Raw genomic sequence first — 26765 nt, forward strand, 5'->3', positions numbered from 1 at the left:
ACAAGCCTGTAATCTACATCTTTCAAAGATAGTGATTACAGGCAGTTATCAGTTTACTGGTGCGCCATCCACATAAACATCAGGGTATAGACAAGACCGGTTGTGGACAGACCGAGTACAACGAATTTGCCGATCATATTAGGAATCGTTGTGGCTTCAGCTACTGGAGCCTTGTTTGGAGTGGTATTAACAAAATCACGCTGCGCAAAATTAATCATGGTATATTCTCTTTGTTAGGTGCAGGGGTGTACGTCGCCAAACTGAACCCCTGCAAAGTGAAAGCCCGGCCATATGGTCGGGCTTTTTCTTTGTCGCCGCCTTGGCTGCTTAATGCAATCTAAGGGTTTTCTAATTTACCGTCAACAAGATTCATGACTTTTTGTCACTTTTCACCTGCAACAAGGCTCCAGATGCAGTTTTCAGGCGCTCAAGTGCATCCTGCAGGGCGAAAATCCAGCTGGTTTTATCCAGTTCCCGTACCCGCTTGACCCTCTCCTTTGTGTAGGGATTAATGACCCATACCCATGTTTCATTGTCCTTGCGATCGCGCATCGTGAATACCCCAGTCGGGGGGTAAAAATTCAGCTCCGCGCAATTGGCATAGGCATAGGCTTCCAGTTCCTCCAGCTTGAGGTATTTGTTTTCTCGCGGCACGGTGTCTCCTAATATCTTCTTTTTTCTATGGATTCATCATAGCTGACGTACAGATAAGGTTCAGTATCATCCGCCGACGGCACAACAGGAAGCAGATGGTAAGCACTGAATACTGCATCGTTCTCAGTGCGCTCGTCAGCATACAGATGAGCAGCAATGATCGTGAGGGCAGGACGTGAAAGCGAGTATATTTCAGCAATATCACTTTCAACTACCTGCCCGAATTTAGTAGTAGCACGTTCCAGCAACAACGTTTTAATCGCAGGCCACCATGGACCGAAAGCCCGGTATGCGAGTCTCGCACTGCTAACGCGCTTTACTAAATTTTCCAGATAGTTTACTGAAAACGCTTCCTCGGTTCGCCCGTCCAGTGCCAGAGGTAGCAGGCTCTCGATGTAGGTTTCAGTCGGTTTAATGGTATCAATCAGTGTGGTCATATTAGACGGCCCTTTCGGGCCGCTCCTGAATTATGCGTTTACAATATCGCTGCGTAATGCATCGAGATCATGGGAAGATGGGATAAGCCAGGCGGCTTGTGTGAACTCGTTTCCGGCTACCGGATCTTCTTCAAAGTTCCAGAATTTCGCGCCGTATTTCTCTTTGATGAGGTCACGCACGGCTTTACGCTTGAGTACCGGCGTGTCGCTGGTATCCGTCAGCACGTAGGCACCACCAGCCGGGAAGTCGATTTTAAAGGTGCGGTTCCTCCACTTGCGTGAAGCCACCAGCTCCTGCTCGTTTTTCATGACCTGGAAGCCATCGGACTGCTTCTGTACCTGTGCGGTGCGCACGGTCGTTGCCGCTGCCGCTGCAAGTCTTTGAGCCTCATCACGGCGGGCCTTCACAGCATCAGGTGACAGCTTGCCGGTAATCATCCCTTTGTAGTCATCCCACGTTACGGCGTAATCCCGGTATCCGCCTTTCTCGATCTGCTCCAGCCACGCATAAACCTCATTTAACCGGCTCATAACGGCGGAGGATGAGGTAAATGTTTCGGCACTGATCGCTGCTTCATCGAGCGCGCCCAGTGAAACGCCGGCACGCAGATAAACTGCAGCAGGCGATTCGGTAATGGTGGCCGGTCGAGTAATGTCAGATTGCGCATCAAATTTCGACTTCACCAGCAGCAATGCAATCCCTGCCTGGCTGTCACGCTCGCTCATCTGGCGGAACTGCTGCAGCGCGGCGGCGGCATACTGCTCTGTCAGTGACCTGATTGCCTGCATCTTGCCGTCGGCCATCTCGTTACGCAGCTGGTCGAATATCACTTCATACTCATTACGGTTGGAGAAACCTTCCATGCCGTTACGGAACTGGCGAACACTGATCGAGTTGCTCCAGTAGTAACGGTCCTGCCCTGCGCCCAGGAAAGCGGCGTGTGCTTCTTCATCCGTTGCGCCGGTCATCGTCCGCTTTCTGGAGTCGTTTGCTTCAAACTCAGCCACCAGCCGCTTAAAGACTTTGACCACTTCCGCCATGCCCGCCTGCTTCCCGTAAGCCTGCAATGCCGTGTCGTAGTTGCGGCCAAACATCGCCTTGAAGAAGCCTTGCGCGCTGTAGATGTTGTTATCCACGCTGTACTGATAAAGCTCGCGCTTCAGCTGCTCGTCGCTGTGGTCCGGATACAGCCACGCTTCAGCCGGTCGCTCTTCGCTGGCGCTGATCGTGCCGCTGAGGTAAGCCAGTTTCAGCCTGCCGTCGCTGTCACGGTACAGCCATCCGTCTGTGCGCACATTCAGGACGCCCGCGTGAATGGCCGCGTAGAAGTCAGCACGGCTCAGCCCGTCCGCCAGGTCTATCGGATCGATGCCCTTCGCTGCTGTCTGGAGCGCTTTTGCCTGGTCACTGGTGATATCCACGCGGTCGCCCACCAGCGCAGACGGCATTTCAGCAAAGCCACCGACATTCGGACCGGTATAGCAGCGCAGCGGCTTGTGGATCAGCTCAACCTCAACTGTATTTTTCTCCGGGAAGAATTTGCGAATCTGGAATACGCCCTTTTCTTCGCGGTCATCGTTGAGCCAGATTTCATAAGTCGCGCCAATTCGCAGCAGCTGGCCATCAGGCAGTTTCATGTACTGCTCCGGGGCGCGCAGCACGTCCGGATCGACTTCCAGTGCGCCGGACTTGATTGCGCGCTCTACTTCCCCGCGGGAGCGCTTGATGGTGCTGGCCGCACTTTTGGAGCGAGTCAGCGCCTTGCGTGCGCCGCCCAGCTCCTGCTCCAGCTTCTTCTGCTTCGCCAGGCCATCACGGAGTGCAGCACGCGCTACGCGACGGTCCTGACCGCGCCACTGATCCGCTGACCGTTTGCCATACTTCTCAACTTCGAGGTTATAGGCGGCTTCAGCTTCGGTGACGTCCTCGCGATAGCCATCAATCTCGCCGTTGATCGCATCAAAGGCAGCAGACAGCTTGGTAATGTTGTCTTCAAGCACTTCAACGGGTGTAGCAGCCGCAACGCTTGCCTTCAGGTAGATGTCCAGCGCGGCAGCGGCTTCACGCTCGGCCTGCTGGCGGTCCGCTTCACGCTTCGCTTTCAGCTGTGCATCCACGCGGGCGCGGCGCTCTTCCGGGTTAGCGGCCAGCAGCAGGCTCTGCTCTTCTTTGGACTCAACATCACCGTTTTTAATGCTGGAAACGTCAGATTTCATGACGTCGTTGATCCAGTTTTTCTTGCGCTGCAGCGTCTCCAGGCGGAACTCGTCAAATGACCCTTTGCCACAGTAGTAATGCACGCGCATGGTGTCGCGCTCGGAGCCCACGCGGGCGCCGCGTCCGTTACGCTGGTCGATACTGGCTGGCGTCCAGGGGAGTGTCAGATGGTGCGTATCAGCGGTGCCTTTGTGCAGGTTAATCCCCACTTCGGCCTTTTTGTTGCAGATGATGATTGGCGTACGGCCTTCGTTGTAGTCGGCGGCGATCCCTTCCATCCCGGCCAGCGAGGCGTCACTCATTGCGGCCTGATAATCCTCATAGCGCGCCAGTTCTTCGTAGTACTTATCCCATGCGCCGTCCTTAAAACTGCCGTCCGCTTTTTCCACCGGCTCAACCGGTTTCTTCACGGGTTTAACCTTCACGCCGGACGCTTTACTGACTGTCGTGGCATTGATAATGCCTACCTGCTGCTCTGTCAGGCCCAGGGCGCTGGCGATAATGCGGCGCAGCTTGTTATGCTGGGACTTCTCATCCATGAAAATGATCTGCTTACCGTCCGGCAGGCCTGCCTTCAGGTTCTCAATCAGCGCGGCATACTTTGGCGGTACCGGGTGAGAGACATTTTGCATACTGATACCGGCAGCAGCGATTGCGTCCAGTACCTGCTGTTCCAGCGTGTCGCTCACCACTAGCTCCACGACGCCGCCGCGATCCTTCAGCGTGGTTTTGACTACCTTGCTGGTGCGCGTATCGGTAAGGCCGGTTTCCGCATCCTCAGTGGTCTCTTCATCATCACCGGCAAGAAGCTGGCCACCGGCCTCACCCGGCAGCGCACGCGCCACCTGTTTCGCCAGCTCTACGTCCTCTTCACGGAAGCGGAACGTGATAGCGGAGCGGTACAGGTCCGGATCTATAACCACCTTATCCATGTCGCGGATAACAGAGAAAATGAAATCGTCTTCGTTTTGCACAATGGAAATATGGCCATCGCCATTGTCCTGTACGATTTCCTTTTGCCCAATACGGCTGGCGCGCACGCGGAGCTCTTCATAAAGCTCCTTCTGGTCCCGCGTCATTGGCACGCCAACGGTTTTCTCGTCGAGGCCTGGGATCTTCACGCTGTCTTTCACGTCAGCAGCAGATTTAAGCGTCGTCCAGCGATGGAAGATGCCGCGCAGACCATCAAGGTTTTTGAAGCCCACCAGCCCCTGCTTGTCTTCCAGTTCGCCTGAAATCTTCTGGACAGTAACGGTGTCGGTTTCACCGAATACGCGTACAAAGTCATCCGGCGTCAGTATCCCCATCGCCTTCCACTCATCCAGCGACACGACGTGTGACAGCATGTTAAAGGCGTCAATCGGGGAGTTAACCAGCGGCGTTGCGGTCAGCATAACGACGCCGCGGCCGTTGTACTTTTTCATCATGTACTGGCTTTTTACGGCCATATCGCGGGCAATCTTTGAGACAGACGGATTAGGCAGGTAGGCCAGCTGGCCTGCTTCGCGTCCGGCGCTGTGCGAGTTGCGGTAGTTATGCCCTTCGTCTGCGATCACGCTGTCAAAGTGCATATCCTCAAAGTAAGGGATCTGGCTCTTTTTCTTCGTGCCGGTATCTGCTGCTTTATCGCGGAGTTTGTTACGGGACGTGGCGGCGCGGTGCGTGGACTTCATCAGATCCGTGCGGCCATTTTCAATCTGGTTGAAGACCGCCTGGTTGGAGTTTTCCTCAATCGTCTCCGGACGCATTGGGATATCGCCAAACTGCTCTTTAGTCATTATCACGGCGCGGTAGTTGGATACCGGGATCATGTTCATGCGCTCAAGCACAGTTGCGGCCGCGGACTCTTTCACCACGTTACGCATCACCGGCTGGCCGTCTTTGTCCAGTTTCGGCTCATTGTTCTCATCGCGCTCTTGGGCCTGCATGATCTGGCCATCTTCGCCGCGCACTTCATCCAGCCCGACAAACAGCATGTTCTGGAAGGCTTCGGCACTGTAGAAACTCTGCGCTTCGTGATACCAGTTCTGGAGGACGGCTTTCGGCACGACGTAGACGGTTCGCTTACTGCGCCCTACCTCGTAGTTGTAGGCTTCCAGCGCCAGCGCCGTCGTGGTTTTACCCAGGCCTGTGCCAAAGCCCATGATGCCGCGGCCGTCTTCTGACAGGCGCCGGACTTCGGCATTCTGATAGCTAAGCGGGAGACGTTTGCCGCTGATCTGCTGCAGTTGCAGCGAAGAAGAAGAATGCTCAAACGGAACGTAGCCGTTAAAGGCGTCGTTGTAATCACTGACAACGTTTTCAACGTCCGGATGCGTGCGAAGCCAGTCATTGAAATGCGACTCCAGCTCACTGATTCGCTTCAGGTACACATTGGCGTTTACCCCGCGTGGCTTCACGCCGTTGAGGTAATTTTCCAGCTGGTTGTAGAAGCCATCTTTGTAGCTGGCGCGCTTGAACTCGGTCACGCCGCCTTTACTGGTGACAGATCGAACCTGATAGCCAGAGAAAACGCCGTCCTTGCCCGCATAGTTGTCTTCTGCGGTCAGATAGCCATTGTCGTTTGCCAGATCCTGCGTGTATTTGAAGTCATCAAAACCCTGCTCGATCAGGAACTCTTTGATCAGGCGACGGTCCAGCCAGCGGGCATTGAGGTTTACCGTAATGTCTTCAACCGGCGTGTGCTTGCGCTTCTCGTTAATGGCTTCCAGCTGGCGGACATAGTTCGCCTTTACCGGGCCATCCGGCGCATCATCAATTAGCCCCGCCAGGCGGGAGACTTTGCCGCGCACGTTGCCGCTGGTGGCGCGTGCCAGCGGCATGATGTTGCCGTTGCCATCGAGGGCGATCTCCGGGAACGTCGCCAGGTGCGCCAGCAGCGCGTCGTCATCTTCCGGCAGTTGGCTGGTAAACGCGGCACGGAAAGCGGCCAGCGCAACCGGGACCATATCAACATCGCTGAAAAGGTGTGATACCACCTGCTCCGGGCTGGCGAAATCGACTGCCACGGCTTCGCTGCGGTCGATGGTGCCGTTCAGCAGCGCGGACAAATCGCCGTCACGGCTCACGTTAGCCTGAAAACTCAGCCATCCTTTCGCGCTGGCGTCAGACAGCCCCGCCAGTTTCAGGCCTTTCGGCGTGCCGTACTGGCCCAATTCTTCGCTCACCAGACGGGCAGCGTCGGCAATGATGCCGCTGGCGTCGCCGCCCAGCATCTGCGTATTCAGCGCGTCATTGATACGCAAACCGATGATCGAGGCACGCATAACGCGCCAGCGGTGGCCCGGTTTCTGCTGCATGGCGAAACGGATCGCAGCATGGGTGCGATCGTCAAACAGCTGTGGGTATTCGACGCTGGCGGCGTACAATTCGCGGCTATCGAGCGACAGCATGCCGTTAATGGTGCGCGTTTTTGTCTGAAGATCGCCAAACGTGGCCGCGCCGAAACGCTTCGCATCAATCCCGCTCGATGCCGTGGTGGCGTCTTTGATAAACCGGGTGCCGTCATAGGTGTGCCAGACGCCAGCCATGAGGCGCTTATCACCTTCAACTGGCGACTGCCAGACGGCGGCAGGCGTACCCAGCCGATCCCAGTCAATGCGGCTGTCAAAGCGGCGTGACAGCGCGGCCTTCATTGCCTCATTGGTCAGCTGGCCATCTTTTTTAACCACCAGAATATTATTGAAGTCAGATCGCTCGGTTTCACCGTGAACAAAGCGACGGCCTTCAGTTTCAAACCACTTGCCCCGGATGAACGTTGGCCACAGGATGTTTGCCGCCTCAAGAGACTGATCATCGCTGTCATGCACCAGCTGAGTCAGCGCCTCGGTATGCTTGCGCAGTACCCACACATCCACCACCGTTGCGGTACCGCTTTCGGCAAACGTGCCGGACGGCATGCGGTGCGCGCCTAGGAACTCCGCCACGCGGGAGACGCGATCGCGCAACTTCTTGTTGTTGCCGCCGCCGTCGGTCATGCCGTTAGGAACCACCAGCACCACCAGCCCGCCGAATTTCACCTTGTCGATGGTGCGCATCACAAAGTAATGGCCAACGTTGGTTTCATCGCGGTAAGCCGGGTCGAGCTCGGCAAAGCCTGTGCGCGAGTCGCCAAACGGTACGTTACCTACGGCATGGTCATAGCTGTTATCCGGCACGGATGCTGCCAGCTTCTCAAATGCGCCCAGGCGAACATCGTCCTCCGGGTGCAGCAGCTGGTTGATACGTCCGGACGTGTCAGAAATCTCTGCTGACGTCATCATAGCGCCAGCCGGTTTTGTCTCCTGAAAAACGCCGGTACCGGCTGACGGCTCCAACATGTGACCGCTGGTTATGCCGTAATCGGAAAACAGATCCCAGATGCCTTCCGCCATGAATGGCGGCGTGTAGTATTCGTACTGACTGCCGCCGCTTCCTTCCAGACCGCCCTCACCACTGTAGCCCGCCAGTATCCGGCGCTGTTCATCAGTCAGTTTGTTGCCGTTGAAGCCCTGCGGCAGAGAGTTAAGCAGTGCGATCGCATTGTCGTTTGCGCTCCGGCGCTCACGCTGCAGGCTCACGCCTTCACGCTTGGTCACGCCAAACGCGACTACGGTCCGCTGTTTGTGCAGGCGCATGACCAGCCGGATCAGTTCTTCAATCGATCCCGCCTCCTGCAGCGCCCTGTTTGCTGGATTTTCCACTGTGTAACTTTCCCTCAGATTGCATAAAGCGAATATGCTTTATTATATTCTAAGGGTTTATTAAATATGGGGTATAACTTTGGCTACTAAAAAAAAGGCATCGTCTGTTTTAGGAGCACTTAGGCAGGCATTCCGGGGCGCGACGACAGAAGCACCGCAAAGCCTGGCATGGACTAACGGGCAAAACGTGGTTGTCTCTCGCTCCGGGCTGGCGGCGATGGCATACAACGAGGGAAAGGCGGGGGAAATGACCTCTGCCGGTGACAGTCTTTACCTGGGCGCGGAGTTGCCGCTGGACCGGCTGCAGCGCTATGCGATTCTGGAGGAAATGGCTAACAGCCCGACGTGCTCAGCCGCGCTGAATATCCACATTGGCCACGCACTCGCGCCGGACAAAAAAACCGGCCTGGCGTTCTCTATCGTGCCGGTTGATCCGTCCGACGCAGAGGGCGCGGCACGGGCCAAAGAGCTACAGGACGATCTTGGCGCAATGATTAATCGGCATCTGCCGTCGCTGGCTATGACCATGGCGATTTTCGGCGTCTCTTATGTCCGCCCCTATGCCCGAACCGGCAAGGGGATCACCAGTCTGGAAAACAGCTATTACTCGTTGCCCTACTTCATTCAGGAGTTTTATAAAGGTGATCAGCTGGTGGGCTTTGGCGGAGATTATGTGCTGTCACCTGACACCCATACCCGCACGCTGTCTACGCCGTGGTCCCTGGTCCCGATGAAAAATCCGTACTGGACGCCCACGCGCAACGTTCAGCCGGTGACGTCCGGGAATCGCGGTTACTCTTTGCTGTCGGAGGAAGAAGATAAGGAAGTTTCGGAGACGCAGAACTACGGCACCAGCTTCCTGGCGCATGCCTATGAACCCTTCCTGAATCTGGTCGGCGCGCTGAATGCCCTGAAGGCAACGCGCTACAACGCAGCCAAAATTGACCGCCTGATTGCCCTTACGACTAACTCACTCGATCCGGTTGTGGGCGCGAACTACACCCGCACTGTGTCGCAGACGCTCAAGCGCCACGGCGAAGCGCTCCAGAAAAAAGCGGTGAACGGTAACACCATGCCTACCGTGATGAACCATGTGATCCCGGTGATGGGTGATGGCAAGAACGGGATTACGATTGATACGCAGTCGATACCCGCCGACATTAGCGGCATTGAGGACGTCATGTTTCACCTGCGCCAGCTTTGTGCCGCGCTCGGTATCGACTCAACTATGCTGGGCTGGGCCGATCAGATGGCAGGCGGACTGGGTGAAGGCGGCTGGATTCAGACGGCCATTCAGGCGGCACTCCGTGCGCAGTGGCTGCGACAGGGTGCGCAGGAGATGATTTACCGACTGATCGACATTCACCTGGCGTTCAAATACGGCAAGGTGTACCCGGTCAATGACCGCCCCTATGTTGTGCAGTTCAACTCAATGAATACCGCCATTCAGGAAGAAGAAAGCCGCGAAATGGACGCCCGCGCCAACTTCATTACTCTGATGGTGCAGGTTATGGACGCCTTGCAGGCCAACAATAAGCTGGCGGAGAACGACACGTTTATGCGCTACCTGTTCGGCGATCAGCTTAAGATGGACGGCAGTACGCTCGACAAGATGCTGGCGGAGTTTGAGAAAAGCCGGAAGAAGGCGGATGCGCAGGAGGATGAAGGCGGCGGCGGCATGATGAACGAATCCGCCCCAGATGGGACCGATCCGGCCAGCTGGACACACGCAGAGCTGGTGGCGTTTGCGCGCTATGTGACGGCACCCGGTAACTGACTGTAGGTAAAAAAAAGACCGCACACCACATCCAGGGGGGGTTGTGCGGTTGATAAACGCCTTATCAATGCGGATACATTCGGGATGAAAATAGAGAGGTATTGATGTTGCCATTAACTTCGCTGGCAGAGAACGATGGATACCAGTGAAACTAATCCTTATCAGCTTATTTTCTTTTCCGGCTTCGTGGCCTGTTTTGATAAAAGAAACACGTCTGATCTATTCGCCATTATATCGGGCTTATTGGCACAGAGAGGACATGCCCTGACACCCGTGTAATTTATCCTTGCTACGCTAAGCACCTGATTTAACGTGTAGCAGCTGCTGATAAAAGCACGGTCCCATTCAGCGGGCAGCTGCGGACAGTCAAGCCGGTGCAACAGTAACCCGCTGTTAGCGTGGTCATTAACGTATAATTTCATGGCCTTATACATGCCATATCCTATTGCTGTGTGTGACAAAATCACCATTTAAAATATGAGCCAGTTCCGACTGTCCTTAGCCTGAATTAGCAGCTTCCGAGTCTATGCGAAATTTATATAACTGCCTTTTTCACATTAGCTCATCTGCGTTAACAAAAGTTACCACTTTCCTTTTAATTTAAAAAACATTTTTTGACGGGCTATATATTTGCATTGACCTAGCGAAAGTTATTTCGCAATTGAATGAAAGTCATTAATAGTCGCTAAAGTGCTGATATTCGGCTTGCACTGATCAAATATGTCGCAATATCAGAAAATCCGTTCGGAATTGTTACGCGTAAAAAAAACCATACAAACCTGAGTAAATTCGACGTTTGTTTGTAGACAAAAAATCTTCAACAAAAAATATGACAATATAAACGATAAGTTTATCTAATTTACTGAATAATTTTTTCAGCGAAATACATATAACGGCAATAATACATAAGCGTAATTATTAGGCATGATTACAAATGATTAATCTCAGGCACAAAAAACCGCACGCGGTTAAACCTGCATGCGGTTATATTCCGGCTGCGTTTAACGGCTTTGCGCTGCCGTATCAGATGCAACTAATTAGGCCAGTCATAAACAAAGTGCTGCACGGCCACGGCTTTCAGACCACTTTTAATTTTAACGACCTGCTGCGGTCCGGGCTGCTGCTCAGCAATGGCAAGTTTCATTATGGCTGCGGCAGGCTTAACGGCTGGCATCTTATCTGATTCACATTTTCGTGCCGCTATCGCCGGCGCTTTCTTTACTGTGGGCGCAGGCCTCTTTGCCTGTTCGGCAACGGGCTTATTGCTGAGGTTTGCAAACTGCTCTTCACGGGCATCAGTCTTTTCGGGGTTTTGTTTTTGCAAACAGACCGGACAGCGCTCTGTATTTTTATGATGCACAACAGCTACGGTCATTGCCTGCTGAGACGTATACAGGGTGCCGATAAATATCCGGCTTTCAGGGGACTTCGGGAGCAGATGACAGCTTTCGCGGTGCAGCAGCGTGCCACTTTCATAATGAAATGCGACATAATATTTCTTTGCTTTTAACATGCTAATTCCTTGAGCAGTATTAACCCTGCATAAACGGGTGAAAGATAATGATATTGATTCTTATTATTGTGTTTTATTTACAGGCATGAGCTAACTGTATATTCAGCCTGGTACTGAAATATACTTGCCCGAAAGAGACGCCCCGATACACAGCGCTAATTAAACTAAATTAACCGCAGGAACCTGAGTCAGCTCTAATTTGTTTTACTAAGGAAAATTAACCGCCTCAGTGTAGCAGAGAAATTACCTGCCAGTCTGAGGAAAGAATATCGTCAGGCGTGGGATCGTAAAAGAATAGCGCGCCGGATTCGCCCATGATGACAAATATCATCTGTCTGTCAGCGTCGTTTTGGGTAAATACGTGAACGGGAGTGCGGCCCCATTTTGCACGACGGCAGATAGCACTTTCAGTCTGACTGATGGCAGTCATAGCGCGGTCAAAACGTAATGTCGCCGGGGATGGCGTGTCGGGGGTATCAGTCATGAAATGCTCCTTGTGCGAAAAGAAGCGTCACTACAGGAGGTTCCAATCTCCGGGTGGTGACGTTGACAGGGTTGGAACTACCGGTGCACAAGAAAACCGGCCTACCCGAAGGTAGCCCCACCAACGCCACCATAGATACGCCCGGAATAATCCGGACGTGGTAGCGCCGAAGGCACTATGTGCCAGTTCTCATGCTTTTACAGGGTTCCAAGCCTGGCCGCTGAATCTCTTCTGCGGCGCGCACACTATATCTGCCGTGCTGATAAATTCAATATGTCTCATGTGAAATTAACCACTGGTCATTAGATCCAGACGAGATTAAAGAATCGCTAACCCCATAAATTACAACCTTTCTACCATCCCACCGTGCAGGCAATCGCCAGCGCTGCCGCCGCTTTTCGGGGCATCCCAACGAATTTAAGAGGAAGTTATGGAAGCACTCCGCACGGTAACGGATCGTTTTTCCCTGATTGATAAAATCCGCCGCTTTACTCCACAGAATGACCGCAATTACCTGCTGCGATCGGTGCGCGAAACGTTCGCCAGCCCGGAAACTCAGGAGCGCATTCAGCTGGGGGAAATGTTCGGCTATTACGGCCACGGACGTCGCGCCGCATATTACGCGAAGACCGGACGGCTAAACCTGCCGGAATTTGCAGTCGTCATGATTGACGGTAAGCCGGTCACGCTGGAAAACGTACCATCAAACCGCACGCTGGAGGCCAGCGTGGATGATAACGGCATCGTGACTCACATTCAGGAGATTCTGGACACCGAGCCCGGCAACATCGTTGACGGCATGAACCGTTCCCGCGCTGGTGGCTGGTCATGGGCGACTGGCGGCGACGATAACGCCATTTCAAAAGTGACAAGCTTTCACGGCTTCGACTATGTGACCAATCCAAACTATATCAGCCAGGATCACCCCGCTCTGCTGCTGGAATCGGCCAATGAACGTGCCGACGCAATGCATGCGGGGCTAATGGAAAAGGGGTATTCAGAAAATCAGGCGGCTGACATTATCCAGCACTTTGAAACCCTGCGTAGCCAGACGGCCATGCTGGAATCGGCGGATTCTTCGCTGCTGGAATCGGCGCTCCACATCGAGCACGGCAAGCGTCTGGAGCTGGAGGAACGTCTGCGCAGCGTGCAACTGATGATCGAGAGTGCAGGCACCGTGGCAAAGGCGCGACGTCGGATTATGAAGGATGCTCTGGCTAACATGCCGCTGTTTTTAAGTAAAGCCCAGCAGACGGCATTATGCCGTATGGACACGCCTGAAGACGCGCAGATTGTCGCTGCAATGTTGGAATCAATCGGCACAAATGCGACGGCAACACTGCCAATCGGATCAGCCCACCAGCACACATTACCGCAAACGCGCCCGCCAGCTGTGGACTCAACACCACTGCTATGGATTAACCCAAAATAATTAGGCAGGAAGAAAATCGTGCCCTGAAAACTGGGGCACGTTTTAGTCAAAACTAAAAATTAGGAAAAAACTGAGTGTTGATCCTTTTTCGGATCGCGTTTATCATCCGCGCTCAAATTCAGTTTGACGACTGAATGAGAAGACGAAAAAAAATCGCCTGTTGACGCAGACGATTTTTAAACAACTTTGTGTGGTCTTCGACAACCACACCGGCGTTGTGCCGTTCAACTTCTTTGGTCGGAAGTTGCCCTTAATTCCCCGTAGCAAGGTACCCCTAGCAAGGAACCGAAATGATTAGAGCCACAAAAACAAAAGTGACAACAATCACCGACTGGAAGGAACCAAAAGCGTGTCTATAGTAGCTAATAGCGCCGATCCCGGCAACACTTTTCCCGCATATCGCTCAAATAACGAGCACAGATCTATCCGAATTTCCGGCTTCAATCTCACTCACATAATCGAACTTTCCCCACTACCAAAATCACTTACACGCGTTTTGAAATTTGCCTGCAACCTGGCTGGTTCAACATCTGACTTCATCATCGTTAAGTCACTCAGAAATCTGGCTGAAGATGCGGGGTGCAGTATCTCTACCGTTCAGCGCGCTTATCGCTTAGCCGTCAAGCTGGGTATCCTCAGCTATGAAGAACAGCGAGACGCTAAAAATCATAGCGTCAGCAAGCCCAGTAAATACAAATTCACCAGCAAAGCGCTGTCGTTTGTTCGTGCAAGTCTGGATGCACTGAAAGAAGCCAATCTGGAGCCTTCCGGACGTCAAACTATTGTCAGGAAAGTTGTTGCTAAAGTATTCTTTAAAAACGATTTTTTTCACGTCATCCCTAGTCAAAATGAACAGGCCACCCCTGGTCAAAGTGACCAACAAGAAGTAAGAGATCACTCCAGTAAAAGAAAAATATTAAATGTGGAACCATCAAATTCTGACACGCTGGAAATGACTACAGACAAGCCTGAGACGTCAGCACCTGCTAAAAAGTTTGGTTTTTATCAGAATACACAGAAGCAATTGGCAGCCGCATCGTCAGCTGCACAGAGCGAACGTCGCGCAGAAGAATTTCAGCGCAAAGGCGGAATACTGCATGAAGCGTATCAGGCGTTGAAGTCCAGTTTTAAAACTAAGTCCACTGGTGATCGAAGCCCAAAAAGCCGCCGCTATGTTGACTCGTTAAGCGGCGACTACTCAAACGTTGACTATGCGATCCCTGAAGGCTGGCGCGGCTGTTAGTCGGTAATTACACCTCCGGCTTTCTGGTAGGCATTGAGTAGCGTCTCAATGGCATGCGTTTTCTGACCATACGGCGATCCGGTCAGTGAGGCCCAGATATCGTTAGTTTTACCAATTGCCGTGCGGATACGTCCGGCCAGTACGTCAGCATAAGCACCCTGCTCTTTCAGCAGCTGATCGAGTAAGCGCTCTTGTGAGGCAGGACTAAAATCAGGCAAGTTCAGCTGTTTTTTGTAGGCAGGCCAGTAGCGGTAAAGCTGCTGATAACGACCCGCTGCGGTGGATGCCAGGCCATGGTTGTTAAGCTCTTTTGCACGGCGATGTGTAAACGGGTGATCGCTGAAGTCGGTAAAGACTTCGCCCTGCTTTTCGCCCAGCCCTGTCACAATGACGTCATAGCCATTCATGCGGGTTAACGGGTGTGTGCTTGTGCCTTCGGAAAAGGCCAGCATGTCGCCAAAGGCTATACGATTTGGGGATTGATCCATGGTGGTTCCGCTCTCTGTGTTGATGAAGAGCCGGACTGTATGAAGTTTGTAATTTGCAGTGGTTGAAAAAAAGACCGCATTGCGCGGCAATCGTATGTTGGCTCATAGCGGACATTAAGCAACTACCGTCCGCTATGTGCCAGAAGTGGAAGTTGCTAACCTTCTATTGGTAAGCATAAAAAATACCTGCCTTCCGAGGAGGAGGGCAGGTATAAAACGCGATGGTAGCGTATTGTGCTGTTATATAGTTTTCGATGTTGTGAGGAAGACGCCTGGCAATCCCGTCAGACATCCTCCCGTCACTGAGCGGTAGGAGCGCTCACCTATGACACAACACTATCTATATTAATTACTTAAGAGTCAGTCGCAAGCGTAAGCGGTAAATTGATTAAAACCCGACGGAAAAAAACTGGCGAGGGACCGACATGTACCGCGCCCATCTCTGCAGGCTTAGTGATGGGTGATTCGAAAAGGTCCGGCATATCTGCTTTGTGCCAGAAGCGGACGTTAACTTTGTTCAATGTATCACTCCTGAAATTGGACAGAACAATTTTCAACCACACGTGTTTCTGTTTTCCGTTCAGAGTGGAAAAATCATTGCATATTAATGGGGTGTGTTTATTTTTGGTGCTTAAATCAACAGCATATATGGCTCTTTAATGATGCAAGTGATACTTGTTCGACACGCTGAAACAGAGTGGAATGTTAAGGGCATTATTCAGGGACATTGTGATAGCGCATTGACTCGTCGGGGGGAGCGCCAAACATCAGCCTTACTGGCAGCGTTTTCAGCGAGTGATTACCATATAGAATGTGTTTACGCTTCTACACTTGCCCGAGCCTGGCACATGGGGCAGAGCCTGGCGGAGAACTTTGGTTGCTCACTGATAGCTGAGCCGGCTCTGAAAGAACAGTCATTTGGTCAGTTTGAAGGCATGACAACCGTACAACTCCTGCAGCACAATCCGGACGCAGCAAAGGCGTTATTCAAACTTGATGCAGAGTATTGTCCGCCAGGGGGTGAGTCTCTCTCACTTGCATCGCAGCGAATTATGCATTTTTTATCCAATCTGGAAAAAAACCCACATCGTCAAACAATTTGTATTGTGTCTCACGGGCGGGTCATTCAGGGCGTGCTTGCGATTCTAAAAAGTGGAGCTGTGGATGATTTTCACAGGTATGCACAACCCAACGCGAGTTACTCCGTTTTTGACCTGATTAATGGAAGATGTGTCGCTCTCAGGTGGGGAATTGCTACACATTTACGTCTGCTGGATTAGCCGTTACCTTTCAGTCATTCAAAGCTATCATGATTTAAGCACAGGGTCCGCTCTTCGCTCAAAGCAGACGGTCAAATTTAATGATGTGATGCCAGTAAAACCGTCAGCTCAAGTCTGATCTGACGCATTATGAGCCATCAAAAATTAGGCCTGTACAGGAGTGCTGACAGACTCGAACATGGCAAAGTTCAGGCCTTTTCCTTCACCAAATTCCTCTTCGATCTCCCCGGATACGGCGGTCAGGACGTCTGTCAGCGTCAGCTCACCGCCACCGAACATATCCCCCAGCGCCTGCTGCTGGTGTAACAACTCGTCGTTGATCATCTGCGCCATCTTTTTAAACGCGGCCCCGATACGTTTTGCGCTGCGGTTGTTTGCCACGATAAACAGCGCCAGCGCTTCGGCCTCTTTGCTGGATTCTTCAAATAATCCCTGCTGCGCCAGTACTTCCTGTATGGCCTGTCCGCTGTCTTTAGCCTGGCGAACCAGCTTGATAGCATCCTGCAACGCGGCGATTGCCTGCTGATCGAGACCATCAACCGACTGCACACCATCCACCAGCCCGGTGACGGCCTGCCGGTGAACGTCGCCGGATAGCATCTGCATCTGTGCAAACTCGCTTGCCGCCGTGTTGAGCGCTGTTAGGATATTGCGCATTTCCGGGTCCGGCTCTTCGGATACCAGCTTAACCAGCCGTTCGTCTTTGTAGGCACGGGCAAAGATCGCATTCTGCATGCGGTCAATCAGCTGCTTCGTCGGGCGCCCGTCTTCGGTCAGTAGGCCTGCGGTCGCTGTGTCGCCAATCTCTTTCATGAATGCCCGGATAAAGCCGTCGTTTGAGCGTGCCAGAAGGTTGCCGTCGTCGGACGGATTGAAGATGGCCATCAGACGCTCATCGAGCATTTCGGCATCGACAAAGGCCTTCTCACTCGCCGCCATTTCCTGCAAATCGGAGAGGTTGGAGTCTTTCGCAAACTGCGCACGGTCAACGTCGGTAATGCGCTCACGCACCAGTACCGGCATATCCATCTGCGCGATATCCGACGCTTTAAGGCCGAAATCTTTTGCGTGCTCAATCAGATACTGGCGGTACTCGTCGGCCTGCCCCTGCTCATAGGCGCGGGTGATCCCCATCGAGCGCCCGTTACCCGACTCAACCACGTTATCTGCGCCCACGATTGGCGCGCCGTGGCTGCTCATGCCTGAATCAGTCAGCTTTGCCGGTCGGAGGTTGCCCGCGATTTTAGATACCTGCACTTTACTGGTCAGGCGCGTGCGGTCGCGTGGCTGCAACTCAGCCGGGAAAAGCGGGTTTATTGTGCCGTCGAGGTTGTTAGAAATAATCAGGTGGCGCGCATCAACCACCTTAAACGCCGTCTTTACCTCCTGCCCTTTGCCGGTAACGACATATGACGATCGCCCCGTTGTGGTCTGTGCTTTACGCAGTGAGCCCACCAGCCCGATCAGGGCAAATATGCTGCCAGCGTCGCTCAGCAGATTTCGTAATTTCTCGTTAAGCATTTTGTTCCCAGGAATAAAAACCCCGCCGAAACGGGGTTGATGTTTAAGCAGCGAGGCCGCTGGCGGCTATCCAGCTGGCGGTCTGTTGTCTCGCGTCGTCGAGCTCCAGATAAACGCCGATGTAGTCACCGACACGGCGCAGCGTCTCAACAAAATCCAGTTGCGCCTGGCTGATGAACTTACCGGCCAGAAAGTCAGTAACAACTTCGGGAACGGGCTGATCTTCCTTCACGGGTTCCGGCTGTGGCTCAGTGACCGGCGCGGGTGCCGGTTCGCTGGTGGCGGGTGCTGGCGCAACGCCATAACCCAGCTGGAGCATGATCGCCTCCATCTGGTCATTGAGATCCAGAAGGTCCAGCCCCTTAACAGTCGGGGCTTTGATAATCAGCTCGTCCAGCTGGTCGGCTAAATCCAGCTTTTGCAGTGCGGTTAAGGTCATGCGGCCACCCCGTTACGCTGCACGGCCACCAGCAGATCGCTAAGATGCTGCACGGCGTCATTGACCAGCGATTCGTTTTCATCGAATACACCCGCGGCCGTCAGTGCGGCAATGGCCTCACGGACCTGGGTACGGCCAGCACGGATCACGTCCATATCGTCGGTATCGAGCGAAGTCAGCCCCTGAAGGTAATCAATCGCCTTCTGCGCCTGGGTGTCTGCTTCCGGCACTGGCTCAGGCTGCGGTTCTGGTTGTGGCTCTGGCTGCGGGGCTGGCTCTGGCTCAGAGGTGCTTAGTTCCTCCACCAGCGGAATACGCTTGCCGGTGATCATCGCGGCTTCTACAGCCTTCAGATAATCAGGGCTTTGATTAACCTCCACATAGTCCGCCGCTTGCTTCATCTGATCACTGCCATAACCCAGCGCTTCGGCCCAGGCATTTACCAAGTCTGACGCCCAGCCTACAAGATCGCCCAAGCGTTTCGCCGCCATCCAGAACGGGTCTATGTTTTCACGATCGTCAGTCACGTCGGTCTCCTCCTGCTTTGGTTCACCTGCTGCAAGGATCTGCAATCTGGCGTTAATGGCCTGATTGAAATAGGTCAGGTCTTCACCTTCCGGGTAGGCCACGCCAGTCAGGTTTTTACGGGCAACCATGCGCACCTGTTTTGCGTAGGTGTCCGGGTCTTCTGAGAACATTTCCAGATACTGTGCGGCGTAATCGCTCATCTTGTCGGCCACGTTTACGGCCAGCGCATCGAGATCCGCATGCGTAGGGATCAGCTTCAGCTCAAAGTCAGCAATCTCTTTGTCAGTAAGCGGACGGTCGTAGGAAATAATGCCGTTACGCGCAACGCCGCTGTATGGCAGGCCTTCTGCTGGCTGGTCTGCAACGGAAGCATATTCAGGCGGTACCGCGCCGATACCCACTGGCCGGTTTACCAGCGCATAGCGCCAGACGGCTGCGGGTGTGACAGGTTGTGGCTCTGGCTGTGGTTCTGATTGCGGCTCTGGTTGTGGCTCTGGCTGTGGTTCTGATTGCGGCTCTGGTTGTGGCTCTGGCTGTGGTTCTGATTGCGGCTCTGGCTGTGGTTCTGGTTGCGGCGCCGGTTCAGGTTGTGGCTCCTGCGTCAAAACTGGCTCAGCACTGACACGGTATTTATCCGCCGCGCCGGCGCGGTAGGCCTTCAGCAGTTTGGTAGCCGCTTTACCCATATCCCCGCCCTGGCTGGATTTGGACGGCATTTCAAACGTGGTCCCGTCCGCTTCGGTGATGATCACCTTGCCTTCGAGCTCGCCGTCCGGGTCATAGCTGTGATAGCGGACGGTCGCGCCATTGCTCAGAGTCGCCTGCCCGTCCATGTTCAGCCGCGCTTTAACCTGGATAGTGCGGTCGCTGAAAGTGTCCGTGTTTTCAGGCTCACTGGCTTTCGCTTGCTGCAACGCCGCCAGCTGGCCGGTAAGGTCGGCATTGATCTGGCGCTGGGCTGCGACTTTGCCGCGCAGCGTCTGCTCATTATCCTGCTGCATCTGCACGCGTGCGGTCTGTGTATCCACCACTTCCAGCAGTGCAGACTGCTGATCTGCCAGCTTGTCCGTTTCGGCCTGTGTGGTTTCCACTTCTGCGCGTAACTTCGTCTGTGCATCCTTCTGCTTTGTGAACTTGCCGCTATTCTTCTCAATCAGGTTGGAAAGCGCCTGAGTGACCTGCTGCAGCGACACATCCCGTCCACTGATGGGGGCCACAATGTGTGTCACGTCGCGCTTATTGATCAGGAACTGAAACGCCACCAGCGTATCCTGATTGCGGATCTTGCCGTTGTCAGCGGTCGGAGAGTGGAACACCAGCGACACGCTCTGCCCGTCTGATAATGGAATCAGCGCACTCATAACCGGTATGCTGGCCACACGGCGAACCTTACCAATCACCGCGCCGCCCACGGTTTTTTGCCCGGTAGTATCAGCGCCGGCATCGTCAGTACCGGCGCTAATATTGGTCCCGTTCAGGCCACGGTTTAACGCTTTCACAAAGGCACGCATGGTCTGCGCCAGACGCATGCGCTCAGTGCTGATCGCCTCAAACATCGCACCCGGCACCAGACTTTCATTTCCCAGGTAGGTGTGATCTATATCGTCGATAGTGGCGCTTTCCAGCATCATATCCGCGCTGCTGCCGGTCATCAGGCCGTCATAAACCGCCTGCGCCAGCACTGCGCCCGGTGTGCGGCTCTGGAGGTCCAGCACCATACGGTTGCTTAAAATCTCATTCATCATGCTGCCTCTTCCAGTTGGGCGATCTGCTCTTTCAGCTGGCGGGTGATCGCCTGCTCCTGATTAAGCTCGGTCTGTAAGCTGTCCGCGTTTTTCTGTGCCGCATCGGCATCCCGCGTCAGCTGGTCAGCCTTCGCCTGGGTGTCTGCGATACCCGCTTTATAGGCGTCACGCTGCTGGCGCACTTCGGCCAGCAGCTGAACTGACGATTTCACGCCGCGTTTTGGCTGCGGTGTGTCGTCCTTGCTGGCGGCGACACGTGCCATCTTGCGCGCCAGCGCCTTCTGAAATGCCGTCGAGCCTTTCTTAAACAGCGCGGCCAGCTGGCGGCCGAGATCGGGGATTGTGGTGACGTGGGTAAATGGCACGTTTTTCCCGTTCAGCTTCAGGCCGGAAATGTCGCCGCTATCGTTGACCTGCACGGTCATGACCTGCTCATCCATACCGGTGAGGCTGAAGGTTTTAGTGGGTACACCATCCTTTTTACGGGCTGCGCCGGCGGCGGTGATTTTGGCTACCTCAAAGCCGCTGGTGGCGATCGCCTTTTTCAGCTTCGCCAGGCCCTTCTCGTTGAGCTCGTCAAAGCTCAGCAGGACATAGGTCTTAGGATTCGACACAGTATTCCCCCTGCTCTGACTTACTCAGCTGATAGGTTCTGGTGACGGTATCCTGCAACGGGAAAATACGGTAAAGAGGGTTAAGACGGCTGTTACCGTGCGTGACACGCACTGTCAGATACCATTCACCTGGCTCCAGATAACGCGTATCGATCAGCAGAAACTCTTCACTCACACCTTTAGGCGAGAGGTCCAGCGTGCGCTGCTTGCCGGAGATAACCACTGTCGGATCGTTACTGTCGCGCAGCCAGTACTCGATTTTTGCCCCCGCTAGTTTACCCGCGCAGGCAATATTAAAGCGGACCGGGAACGCCAGAGCGTTGTCACGTACCACAGCTACACCGCAACTCAGTAATGCCACTTTTTTACGGGCAATCGCGCAGCGATCAAATACCATCGCCGCCGCCATCGCTGTAATAAACAGATTCTGGTAATCAATCATTGGCCGGAGCCTCCTTTTGACCCAAATACGCCGTTTATTGCCGCAATGAGTCGTTCTTTAAATACAGTTGAGAGTTCACGCCAGTTGTTGCTTGCAACTAACACGGCGAGATAAATCACGATTTCGTCCAGTCCTTGCTGTCGCGCAAAAAAATAAGCCGTCAGTCCGGTAATCAGCGCCAGCACCAGCTCGGTGGTGAAATTGAATACGTTTGGTTTGATCCGGTATTCGCGCACTCCCAGCAGGAATACGCCTGTGCCGCTTAGCAAAGACAGGAGAAGCGAAACCGCGAGCATTTTTTCTACATCGGTCACATACCCCCCTTAGCACCTGGTAATCAGGTGGCGTGAGGGTACGGAGTCTGTAATTTAGAGAGGTAAAGAAAAACAGCGCCTGGAGGCGCTGTTTTGAGGGAGATTAGATTGCTGCTGGTGGCGCAGGCCAGGCAGATTCCGGCACGTTGCCGATATCGGTCTCTTTCAGCTGCCGGATGTAGGCCATCCACTCCACCAGCTGCAACTTGTCGTTATCCGGAAGGATGCCAAGCGCCAGCTCCGCCTGCCAGTCACTGATAAAGGCCCGCGCTTTTGCCAGCAGTGAACTTCTGGTGCGCTCAGCCATTTCCTGCAGCTCTGCGGCAGAGTGTTTATAAGCCTCCACTTTGCCATTACGGTAAACCCATCCGCCTAATCTATCCATGCCGTCTGGAATATCCGAAGCGGCCACCTCTGCCACCCAGCAGTTGATCGGCCACAGTTTTGAAGCATCCGTGTCAAAGCTGACTACCCGACCTGCTTCGTCGTACACAATTTTCATCGTGTCTGGTGAATACAGTTTTTGCGATTCATACCAGTCCTGACCGCTTTTGCAACGGACGAAAATGATATTCATGTTATTGAGCGACTGTAGTCTGGCGGCCTCAACTTTTTCTTCATCAGTGGAAGATTCAGTAACGACCGGCACATCCGGTGTATATTTTTTAAATGGTCCAAAATTTAACATGTTCATCCTTACGCAAAGCCTGCTGTATACCAGCCACCGTTAATACAGTACTGAACACAACGCGCCGTCACGACGTCGATATATTGGTCCTGGTTGTCGTTCCTGGCAGACGTTATAACGTAGCCGCTCTCTTCAGTAATACCGGGGCCGTTCCAGGTTGATGCTTGTTTAAAACCGGCAAATCTGACGGCACTAACATATCGTGCTGCGATGTAGTTATTGATGAATCCTCCCCAGACCGGGCCATAGATATTGCCATCCGCATGCATGACCGACTGACCATTACCGGAATACACCACATTACCGGCAAAAAGATTGCCAGCAGCACTGACATTCCCACGTGCTGAAAAGTGTCCACCAACAACGTCGCCACCAGCATTAATATTTCCATTTGCTGAGAAGTTACCACCTACATTGACATTGTGGTTCATAAGGACGTCGCCATTGATGCCATTAAAGCTGAACGGCCTTAGAGTATTAAATGCCCCATCCGGATCATTCTGGTTTGTGACCAGCATGTAATAATTTGAGCCATCAAACCGGTGCAGCATTCCGATGCCTTTGCCACCAGTCGGACGAATGCGTAAATCCGGGTCTTCTTGAACTACTTTTCCGTATACATAAAGTTTGTTCGTGGTAAAACGGGCCGTTTTAACATTGTTTGTATAAACATCCATAGTTCCATCATCAGGACATAATAAACCTGTATCGGCGTCGCCAATATTTATGGAACCGTGATCGTCAGCAAAAACGCCTGTTCCGATATTTCCGATGCTCATATGTGTTGCTGTAAAAAGTCGGCCTCGGATAAAAGTGTCAGTCTCAAAGTGCGCGTCTTTATCAACAACAAGTGACCCAACTAAATGCGACGCTGCATTGATATTGAGATGACCGGCAACAATATTCATTGTTGCCTGCCCCGAAGCAGTCGCATTAGTCGTATCGACCAGAATACGGGCGTCGTAGTCATTCATCTGTGCAGTTGATGAATTGAAGTCGATATACGGAGTTGCTGAAATTAGGCTTACCTGGCCTCTGAACTCCGCAGCGTTGAAAGACCTAAATAAATCGCTTACTTCCAGTCCGCCTTTTACCGACAACGCGATATAACTGGCTGGAGGGGCAGTATCCACTCCGCCTATAATTGTCTGACCGCGCAGATAGTTTGGTGCCGTTCCCTGCATATACAGGTTCCACCGATTTAATCCTGCGCGTTGCGTCATCATCCCTTCAAATGCATAGGCCGCTTTAATGCTAAGATTGGCTTTGTCAAACACGCGGAAAGACGACATTAGACCTACAGTGGCGTTGGCGTTAACAACAGTGCTGTTACCCCAGAACTCGACAACTTCAGGCAAGTTTTGTCCACTGCTTCCGTCACCTACTGACATTTCCACACCAAAACCAATGCCACGGACTGTCGCGTCTGCACCGAGATTGGTATAAGCCATTGCAGCAATCTGAGTCGTTCCAGTCAGATTACCTTTGCCCGGTGCTGTGCTTCCAATCGTCAGCATGCGTCCGGTGCTGTCACTGCTACCGCCAAGTGCCAGATGTCCTTTATCGCTGAAGAGCGCGATATTCTGGTTCCACGTTACGCCATTATTCCGGTTATCCACATCGAGACGCAGGCTACTGCCCTCGCCTCTCAGGCGAAAGCCAGCTGCTTCTGCGTCACGATCGATGAAAGTGACTGTAGGCGCAAAGCTGTTAACCGTGATCCCCTGAGTACCATCACTGCTGCTGCCCGTTACCACCAGCGCGGCATTGGTCAGATCGCCTACCGCTGTTGCCCCCTTCGCCAGCACGTTTACCGGGCCGGTAAAGTCAGCGCCTCTGTTTACCGTAAGGTTGCCGCCGACCGTGGCATTATTGCGGAGGTTCATTGTCGAAACGTTGGTTTCGGCAGTGCCATCGCCCGCCAGGGTAAGCCACGTACTTGTAACAGAGTTGCCCCAGGTAACGGTATCGGTGTTGTCCGTAGACTGGCCCATATACCAGTGCAGCGTATTGTCAGCCTTTCGCCCGCGCAGGTAGTAGGCTTTGTCTTTAGTTTTAGGCTTCAGTTGCAGCGCAATAGTGTCAGCGGTAAACAGGGCCGCGCCATCAGACGACAGACCGCCGCCACCGGTAATAGTCAGCCCGCCAGCACCCTGCAGCGTGGTTAAGCCATCTCCACTGTTGAGAACCAGACGCGTCGTAATAACGCCTGTTGATGCACGCGCATCAATCGAAATTTTACCGCCGCCATGCGGCATGTTTGTAGTTGTTATGCCACCGAGAATCCTGCCGCTCCAGGCATCACCACTAACTGCCGCCACGCGGCCTACAATCTGCATTACGTCTGTTTCGTATGCGGGAGGCTTATCATCCAGCTGATCGGTCCGCAAAAACGTCATGGAAGGCACTGACGGCTCAGACCGGATCACACCAATACGGAAACCGGCGCTGATTTGAGAACCGACGTCGAGATTTTTTGAAACCGTCAGCTTCGGCGTGTTGATATTGGTCAGCTTGCTGGTACTGGTAATATCGTTGTTATCACCTGCCGCTGCCGCGCCCGCCTTTACCAGATCGGCCAGTGTCATGCTGGCGCTGTCCATCACCTTGCGCCAGCCGTTTTGGTCTGAACCCACTGTCAGCCCGGACCACACCCAGTCGCCTGAAACCTTAGCGGCCACACGCAGATACATTACGCCACCCTGCGCCGCCAGCAGCTGCAGCAGTGACGCGTCGGCATCATATTTCCGTCGCATGTTGAATAGCTGGCCACGCAGCGTCTGCATGGTTTTGCCAAGATCAATCGGGCCGTCACTGAAGGTGCCGCTCAGTGTCCAGAAGGCATTTTGCTCAGTCACAGACACGTCAGCCAGTAAGGTGATTTTGCTGTCCAGTACCAGCGACGGCGCTCCCAGGCCAAATGCGCCCACGGCCATCAGCGCACCCGCCGTCATATCCAGCGGGTTTTTCTGCTGATCCGCCTGCGCGGCGGTACCGAGACCGAGATTTTCCCGCGCCTCTGGCACGTCTGGCAGATCAGCTAGATTCTCACTGGCGACCAGCTGCTTCTCATTGACCAGCTGATCCAGCTCGATGTTTTTACGGAACATCGCTTTGTCGTGAATATCCGAGCCGTTATTGGCAATGACCATGTTGTTATCGATCATGCCTTTAAGGATTTTTAGCCCCTTAAGGTTAGCCGCAATCAGCTCATCGTCGCTGGTGTAAATCGAATCCAGCGTGATACCGACCTGCCGGTTGATACGGTAGTTGGTGACGATCATCGCCTGCGTAACCTGCGTGGTGCCGGTTGGCACAAGTACGCGGCAAAGCTCCAGCTGGTTCGGCGTCAGCGCAACTGAGATATCCTGCGCAAAGACGCGTGCGGCCTCAACTGTGGAGGTGATATCTACCTGATCTGTCTTCACGCCCAGCTTATAGTTTGCTTCCAGCACGATACGGGTAGTTTTGCCCGCCATGACCGGCAACGTCAGATCGGCCAGATGCTGCACGGTGATCTGATGTGCGTTTACGTCGATTGAGGCCGCGCCCTGACCGCCTTCAGCCCCTTTTGAGGTAACGACGATATTCAGCCCGGAACCGGCAACCGGCGCAAACCCCAGGTAAAATCCGGATCGCACAATGCCCTTTAGCTTGCGGTTTAAAGCGGAACTGGTGTAGGTCTCCAGGTACTGCATATCCGCTGATAGCGGCGCGGTGCCATACGCTTTCCCCGCCATAACGCCGATATCGGTAATTTCATTACTGCTCATGTGCGCTACGCCGTTTTCTGTTCGATGGTGACGATAAGACGGTAGGCCTTACCACGGAATACGGTGTCCTGCTGCAGGCACAGCACGGCAAAGGCGTTGCCGTCAGCGTCCACCAGCGTAAGCGTATTGAGATCATAGGCTTTGCCTTCCGGAAGAATGGCTTCATCCAGCTGAATGGTGATCGAGATATCCGCGCCGGTGCTGGTAAGAACCAGAGGCGTTTCAGTGAATTTACCGGTCAGGTTGTCGTTGCTGAACGTGGAGGGAATATCCGCGATGTTCCAGCCGCCAGCGGCGTTACTGCTGACGAGCGTTGACTTGCCCCAGTAGGCTTTCACCATCTGGAAGCGGGAACCCTTGCCGATGGAGGATTCAGCGCGACGGATGTAGTAGTAATCCAGCAGCTTCGCTTTAAACAGCTTGCTGCTGACAGAGATAGTATCAGCCATAAAAAAAGCCTCTCAGAGTTAAGAGGCCAGAGGGTATGGAGTTC

At 53.5% G+C, this 26765-nt stretch carries 21 protein-coding genes; 4 read left to right on the top strand and 17 right to left on the bottom strand.

Annotation, left to right across the window (positions count from 1 at the left end; genetic code table 11):
* Window positions 1-53: 53 nt before the first annotated feature.
* The 4 genes from NP77_RS23530 to NP77_RS18820 all read right to left on the bottom strand — a co-directional run bounded on the left by NP77_RS23530 (window position 54) and on the right by NP77_RS18820 (window position 7991).
* On the bottom strand, window positions 54-218 hold the full coding sequence (locus NP77_RS23530; protein ID WP_156137306.1) for a hypothetical protein: 165 nt from the start codon (window positions 216-218) through the stop codon (window positions 54-56).
* Between the two features lie 151 nt (window positions 219-369).
* A complete protein-coding gene (locus NP77_RS18810) occupies window positions 370-654 on the bottom strand; it encodes a hypothetical protein (protein WP_039661249.1) in 285 nt (94 codons plus the stop codon).
* 8 nt (window positions 655-662) lie between these two features.
* Window positions 663-1091: a hypothetical protein gene (locus NP77_RS18815; RefSeq protein WP_039661250.1), complete on the bottom strand. Its 429-nt coding sequence runs from the start codon at window positions 1089-1091 to the stop codon at window positions 663-665.
* A 30-nt stretch (window positions 1092-1121) separates the two neighbouring features.
* A complete protein-coding gene (locus tag NP77_RS18820; protein WP_052250666.1) occupies window positions 1122-7991 on the bottom strand; it encodes an SNF2-related protein in 6870 nt (2289 codons plus the stop codon).
* Window positions 7992-8178: 187 nt separating this feature from the next.
* Between NP77_RS18820 and NP77_RS18825 the strand changes: the two genes are divergently transcribed.
* Entirely contained in the window at window positions 8179-9768 is a 1590-nt protein-coding gene (locus NP77_RS18825) for a phage portal protein (protein ID WP_231572343.1), read from the top strand.
* Between the two features lie 1033 nt (window positions 9769-10801).
* On the opposite strand, the gene NP77_RS18835 is transcribed toward NP77_RS18825, so the two are convergent.
* The 3 genes from NP77_RS18835 to NP77_RS24080 all read right to left on the bottom strand — a co-directional run bounded on the left by NP77_RS18835 (window position 10802) and on the right by NP77_RS24080 (window position 11898).
* A complete protein-coding gene (locus NP77_RS18835; protein WP_039661255.1) occupies window positions 10802-11281 on the bottom strand; it encodes a hypothetical protein in 480 nt (159 codons plus the stop codon).
* A 226-nt stretch (window positions 11282-11507) separates the two neighbouring features.
* Complete coding sequence (locus tag NP77_RS18840) at window positions 11508-11765, bottom strand: hypothetical protein (protein ID WP_039661257.1); 258 nt, start codon at window positions 11763-11765, stop codon at window positions 11508-11510.
* Window positions 11758-11898 (bottom strand): ash family protein, encoded by a 141-nt coding sequence (locus tag NP77_RS24080; RefSeq protein WP_156137307.1) that lies wholly within the window; start codon window positions 11896-11898, stop codon window positions 11758-11760. The genes NP77_RS18840 and NP77_RS24080 overlap by 8 nt, the downstream gene beginning before the upstream one ends.
* Window positions 11899-12195: 297 nt before the next feature.
* Here NP77_RS24080 and NP77_RS18845 point away from each other — a divergent pair, with 297 nt between their 5' ends.
* Both NP77_RS18845 and NP77_RS18850 read left to right on the top strand, forming a co-directional pair.
* Window positions 12196-13197, top strand: coding sequence for a hypothetical protein (locus NP77_RS18845; RefSeq protein ID WP_039661258.1), 1002 nt, complete (start codon window positions 12196-12198; stop codon window positions 13195-13197).
* A gap of 349 nt (window positions 13198-13546) precedes the next feature.
* Window positions 13547-14440 carry a hypothetical protein gene (locus NP77_RS18850; RefSeq protein ID WP_156137308.1) on the top strand — a complete coding sequence of 298 codons (894 nt, stop codon included), beginning with the start codon at window positions 13547-13549 and terminating at the stop codon, window positions 14438-14440.
* Here NP77_RS18850 and NP77_RS18855 read toward each other — a convergent pair.
* Complete coding sequence (locus NP77_RS18855; protein WP_039661260.1) at window positions 14437-14928, bottom strand: glycoside hydrolase family 104 protein; 492 nt, start codon at window positions 14926-14928, stop codon at window positions 14437-14439. The two genes, NP77_RS18850 and NP77_RS18855, sit on opposite strands and share 4 nt — an antisense overlap.
* 659 nt (window positions 14929-15587) lie before the next feature.
* Here NP77_RS18855 and NP77_RS18860 point away from each other — a divergent pair.
* A complete protein-coding gene (locus tag NP77_RS18860; protein ID WP_156137309.1) occupies window positions 15588-16208 on the top strand; it encodes a histidine phosphatase family protein in 621 nt (206 codons plus the stop codon).
* Between the two features lie 144 nt (window positions 16209-16352).
* Here the strand turns inward: NP77_RS18860 and NP77_RS18865 are convergent, their stop codons facing one another.
* From NP77_RS18865 to NP77_RS23870, 9 genes are all read right to left on the bottom strand, one after another.
* The gene (locus NP77_RS18865) at window positions 16353-17729 is read right to left on the bottom strand and encodes a hypothetical protein (protein WP_039661262.1); all 1377 of its coding nucleotides are present in this window, start codon (window positions 17727-17729) and stop codon (window positions 16353-16355) included.
* Window positions 17730-17772: 43 nt separating this feature from the next.
* Window positions 17773-18168: a hypothetical protein gene (locus NP77_RS18870; protein WP_008926988.1), complete on the bottom strand. Its 396-nt coding sequence runs from the start codon at window positions 18166-18168 to the stop codon at window positions 17773-17775.
* The gene (locus tag NP77_RS23735; RefSeq protein WP_052250667.1) at window positions 18165-20441 is read right to left on the bottom strand and encodes a hypothetical protein; all 2277 of its coding nucleotides are present in this window, start codon (window positions 20439-20441) and stop codon (window positions 18165-18167) included. Before NP77_RS23735 ends, NP77_RS18870 begins: the two co-directional genes overlap by 4 nt.
* Window positions 20438-21055 carry a hypothetical protein gene (locus NP77_RS18880; RefSeq protein WP_039661263.1) on the bottom strand — a complete coding sequence of 206 codons (618 nt, stop codon included), beginning with the start codon at window positions 21053-21055 and terminating at the stop codon, window positions 20438-20440. Before NP77_RS18880 ends, NP77_RS23735 begins: the two co-directional genes overlap by 4 nt.
* The gene (locus tag NP77_RS18885) at window positions 21042-21497 is read right to left on the bottom strand and encodes a hypothetical protein (protein ID WP_039661265.1); all 456 of its coding nucleotides are present in this window, start codon (window positions 21495-21497) and stop codon (window positions 21042-21044) included. Before NP77_RS18885 ends, NP77_RS18880 begins: the two co-directional genes overlap by 14 nt.
* Entirely contained in the window at window positions 21494-21811 is a 318-nt protein-coding gene (locus tag NP77_RS18890; protein ID WP_052250668.1) for a hypothetical protein, read from the bottom strand. Before NP77_RS18890 ends, NP77_RS18885 begins: the two co-directional genes overlap by 4 nt.
* Before the next feature lie 103 nt (window positions 21812-21914).
* Entirely contained in the window at window positions 21915-22499 is a 585-nt protein-coding gene (locus NP77_RS18895) for a tail fiber assembly protein (protein ID WP_197066374.1), read from the bottom strand.
* 8 nt (window positions 22500-22507) lie between these two features.
* On the bottom strand, window positions 22508-26272 hold the full coding sequence (locus NP77_RS22635; RefSeq protein ID WP_052250670.1) for a hypothetical protein: 3765 nt from the start codon (window positions 26270-26272) through the stop codon (window positions 22508-22510).
* A 5-nt stretch (window positions 26273-26277) separates the two neighbouring features.
* Entirely contained in the window at window positions 26278-26721 is a 444-nt protein-coding gene (locus tag NP77_RS23870; protein ID WP_008926981.1) for a hypothetical protein, read from the bottom strand.
* Between the last annotated feature and the right edge of the window lie 44 nt (window positions 26722-26765).

The organism is Pantoea sp. MBLJ3, from assembly GCF_000816655.1.
In the GTDB taxonomy this organism is placed as follows: Bacteria; Pseudomonadota; Gammaproteobacteria; order Enterobacterales; family Enterobacteriaceae; genus Pantoea; species Pantoea eucalypti.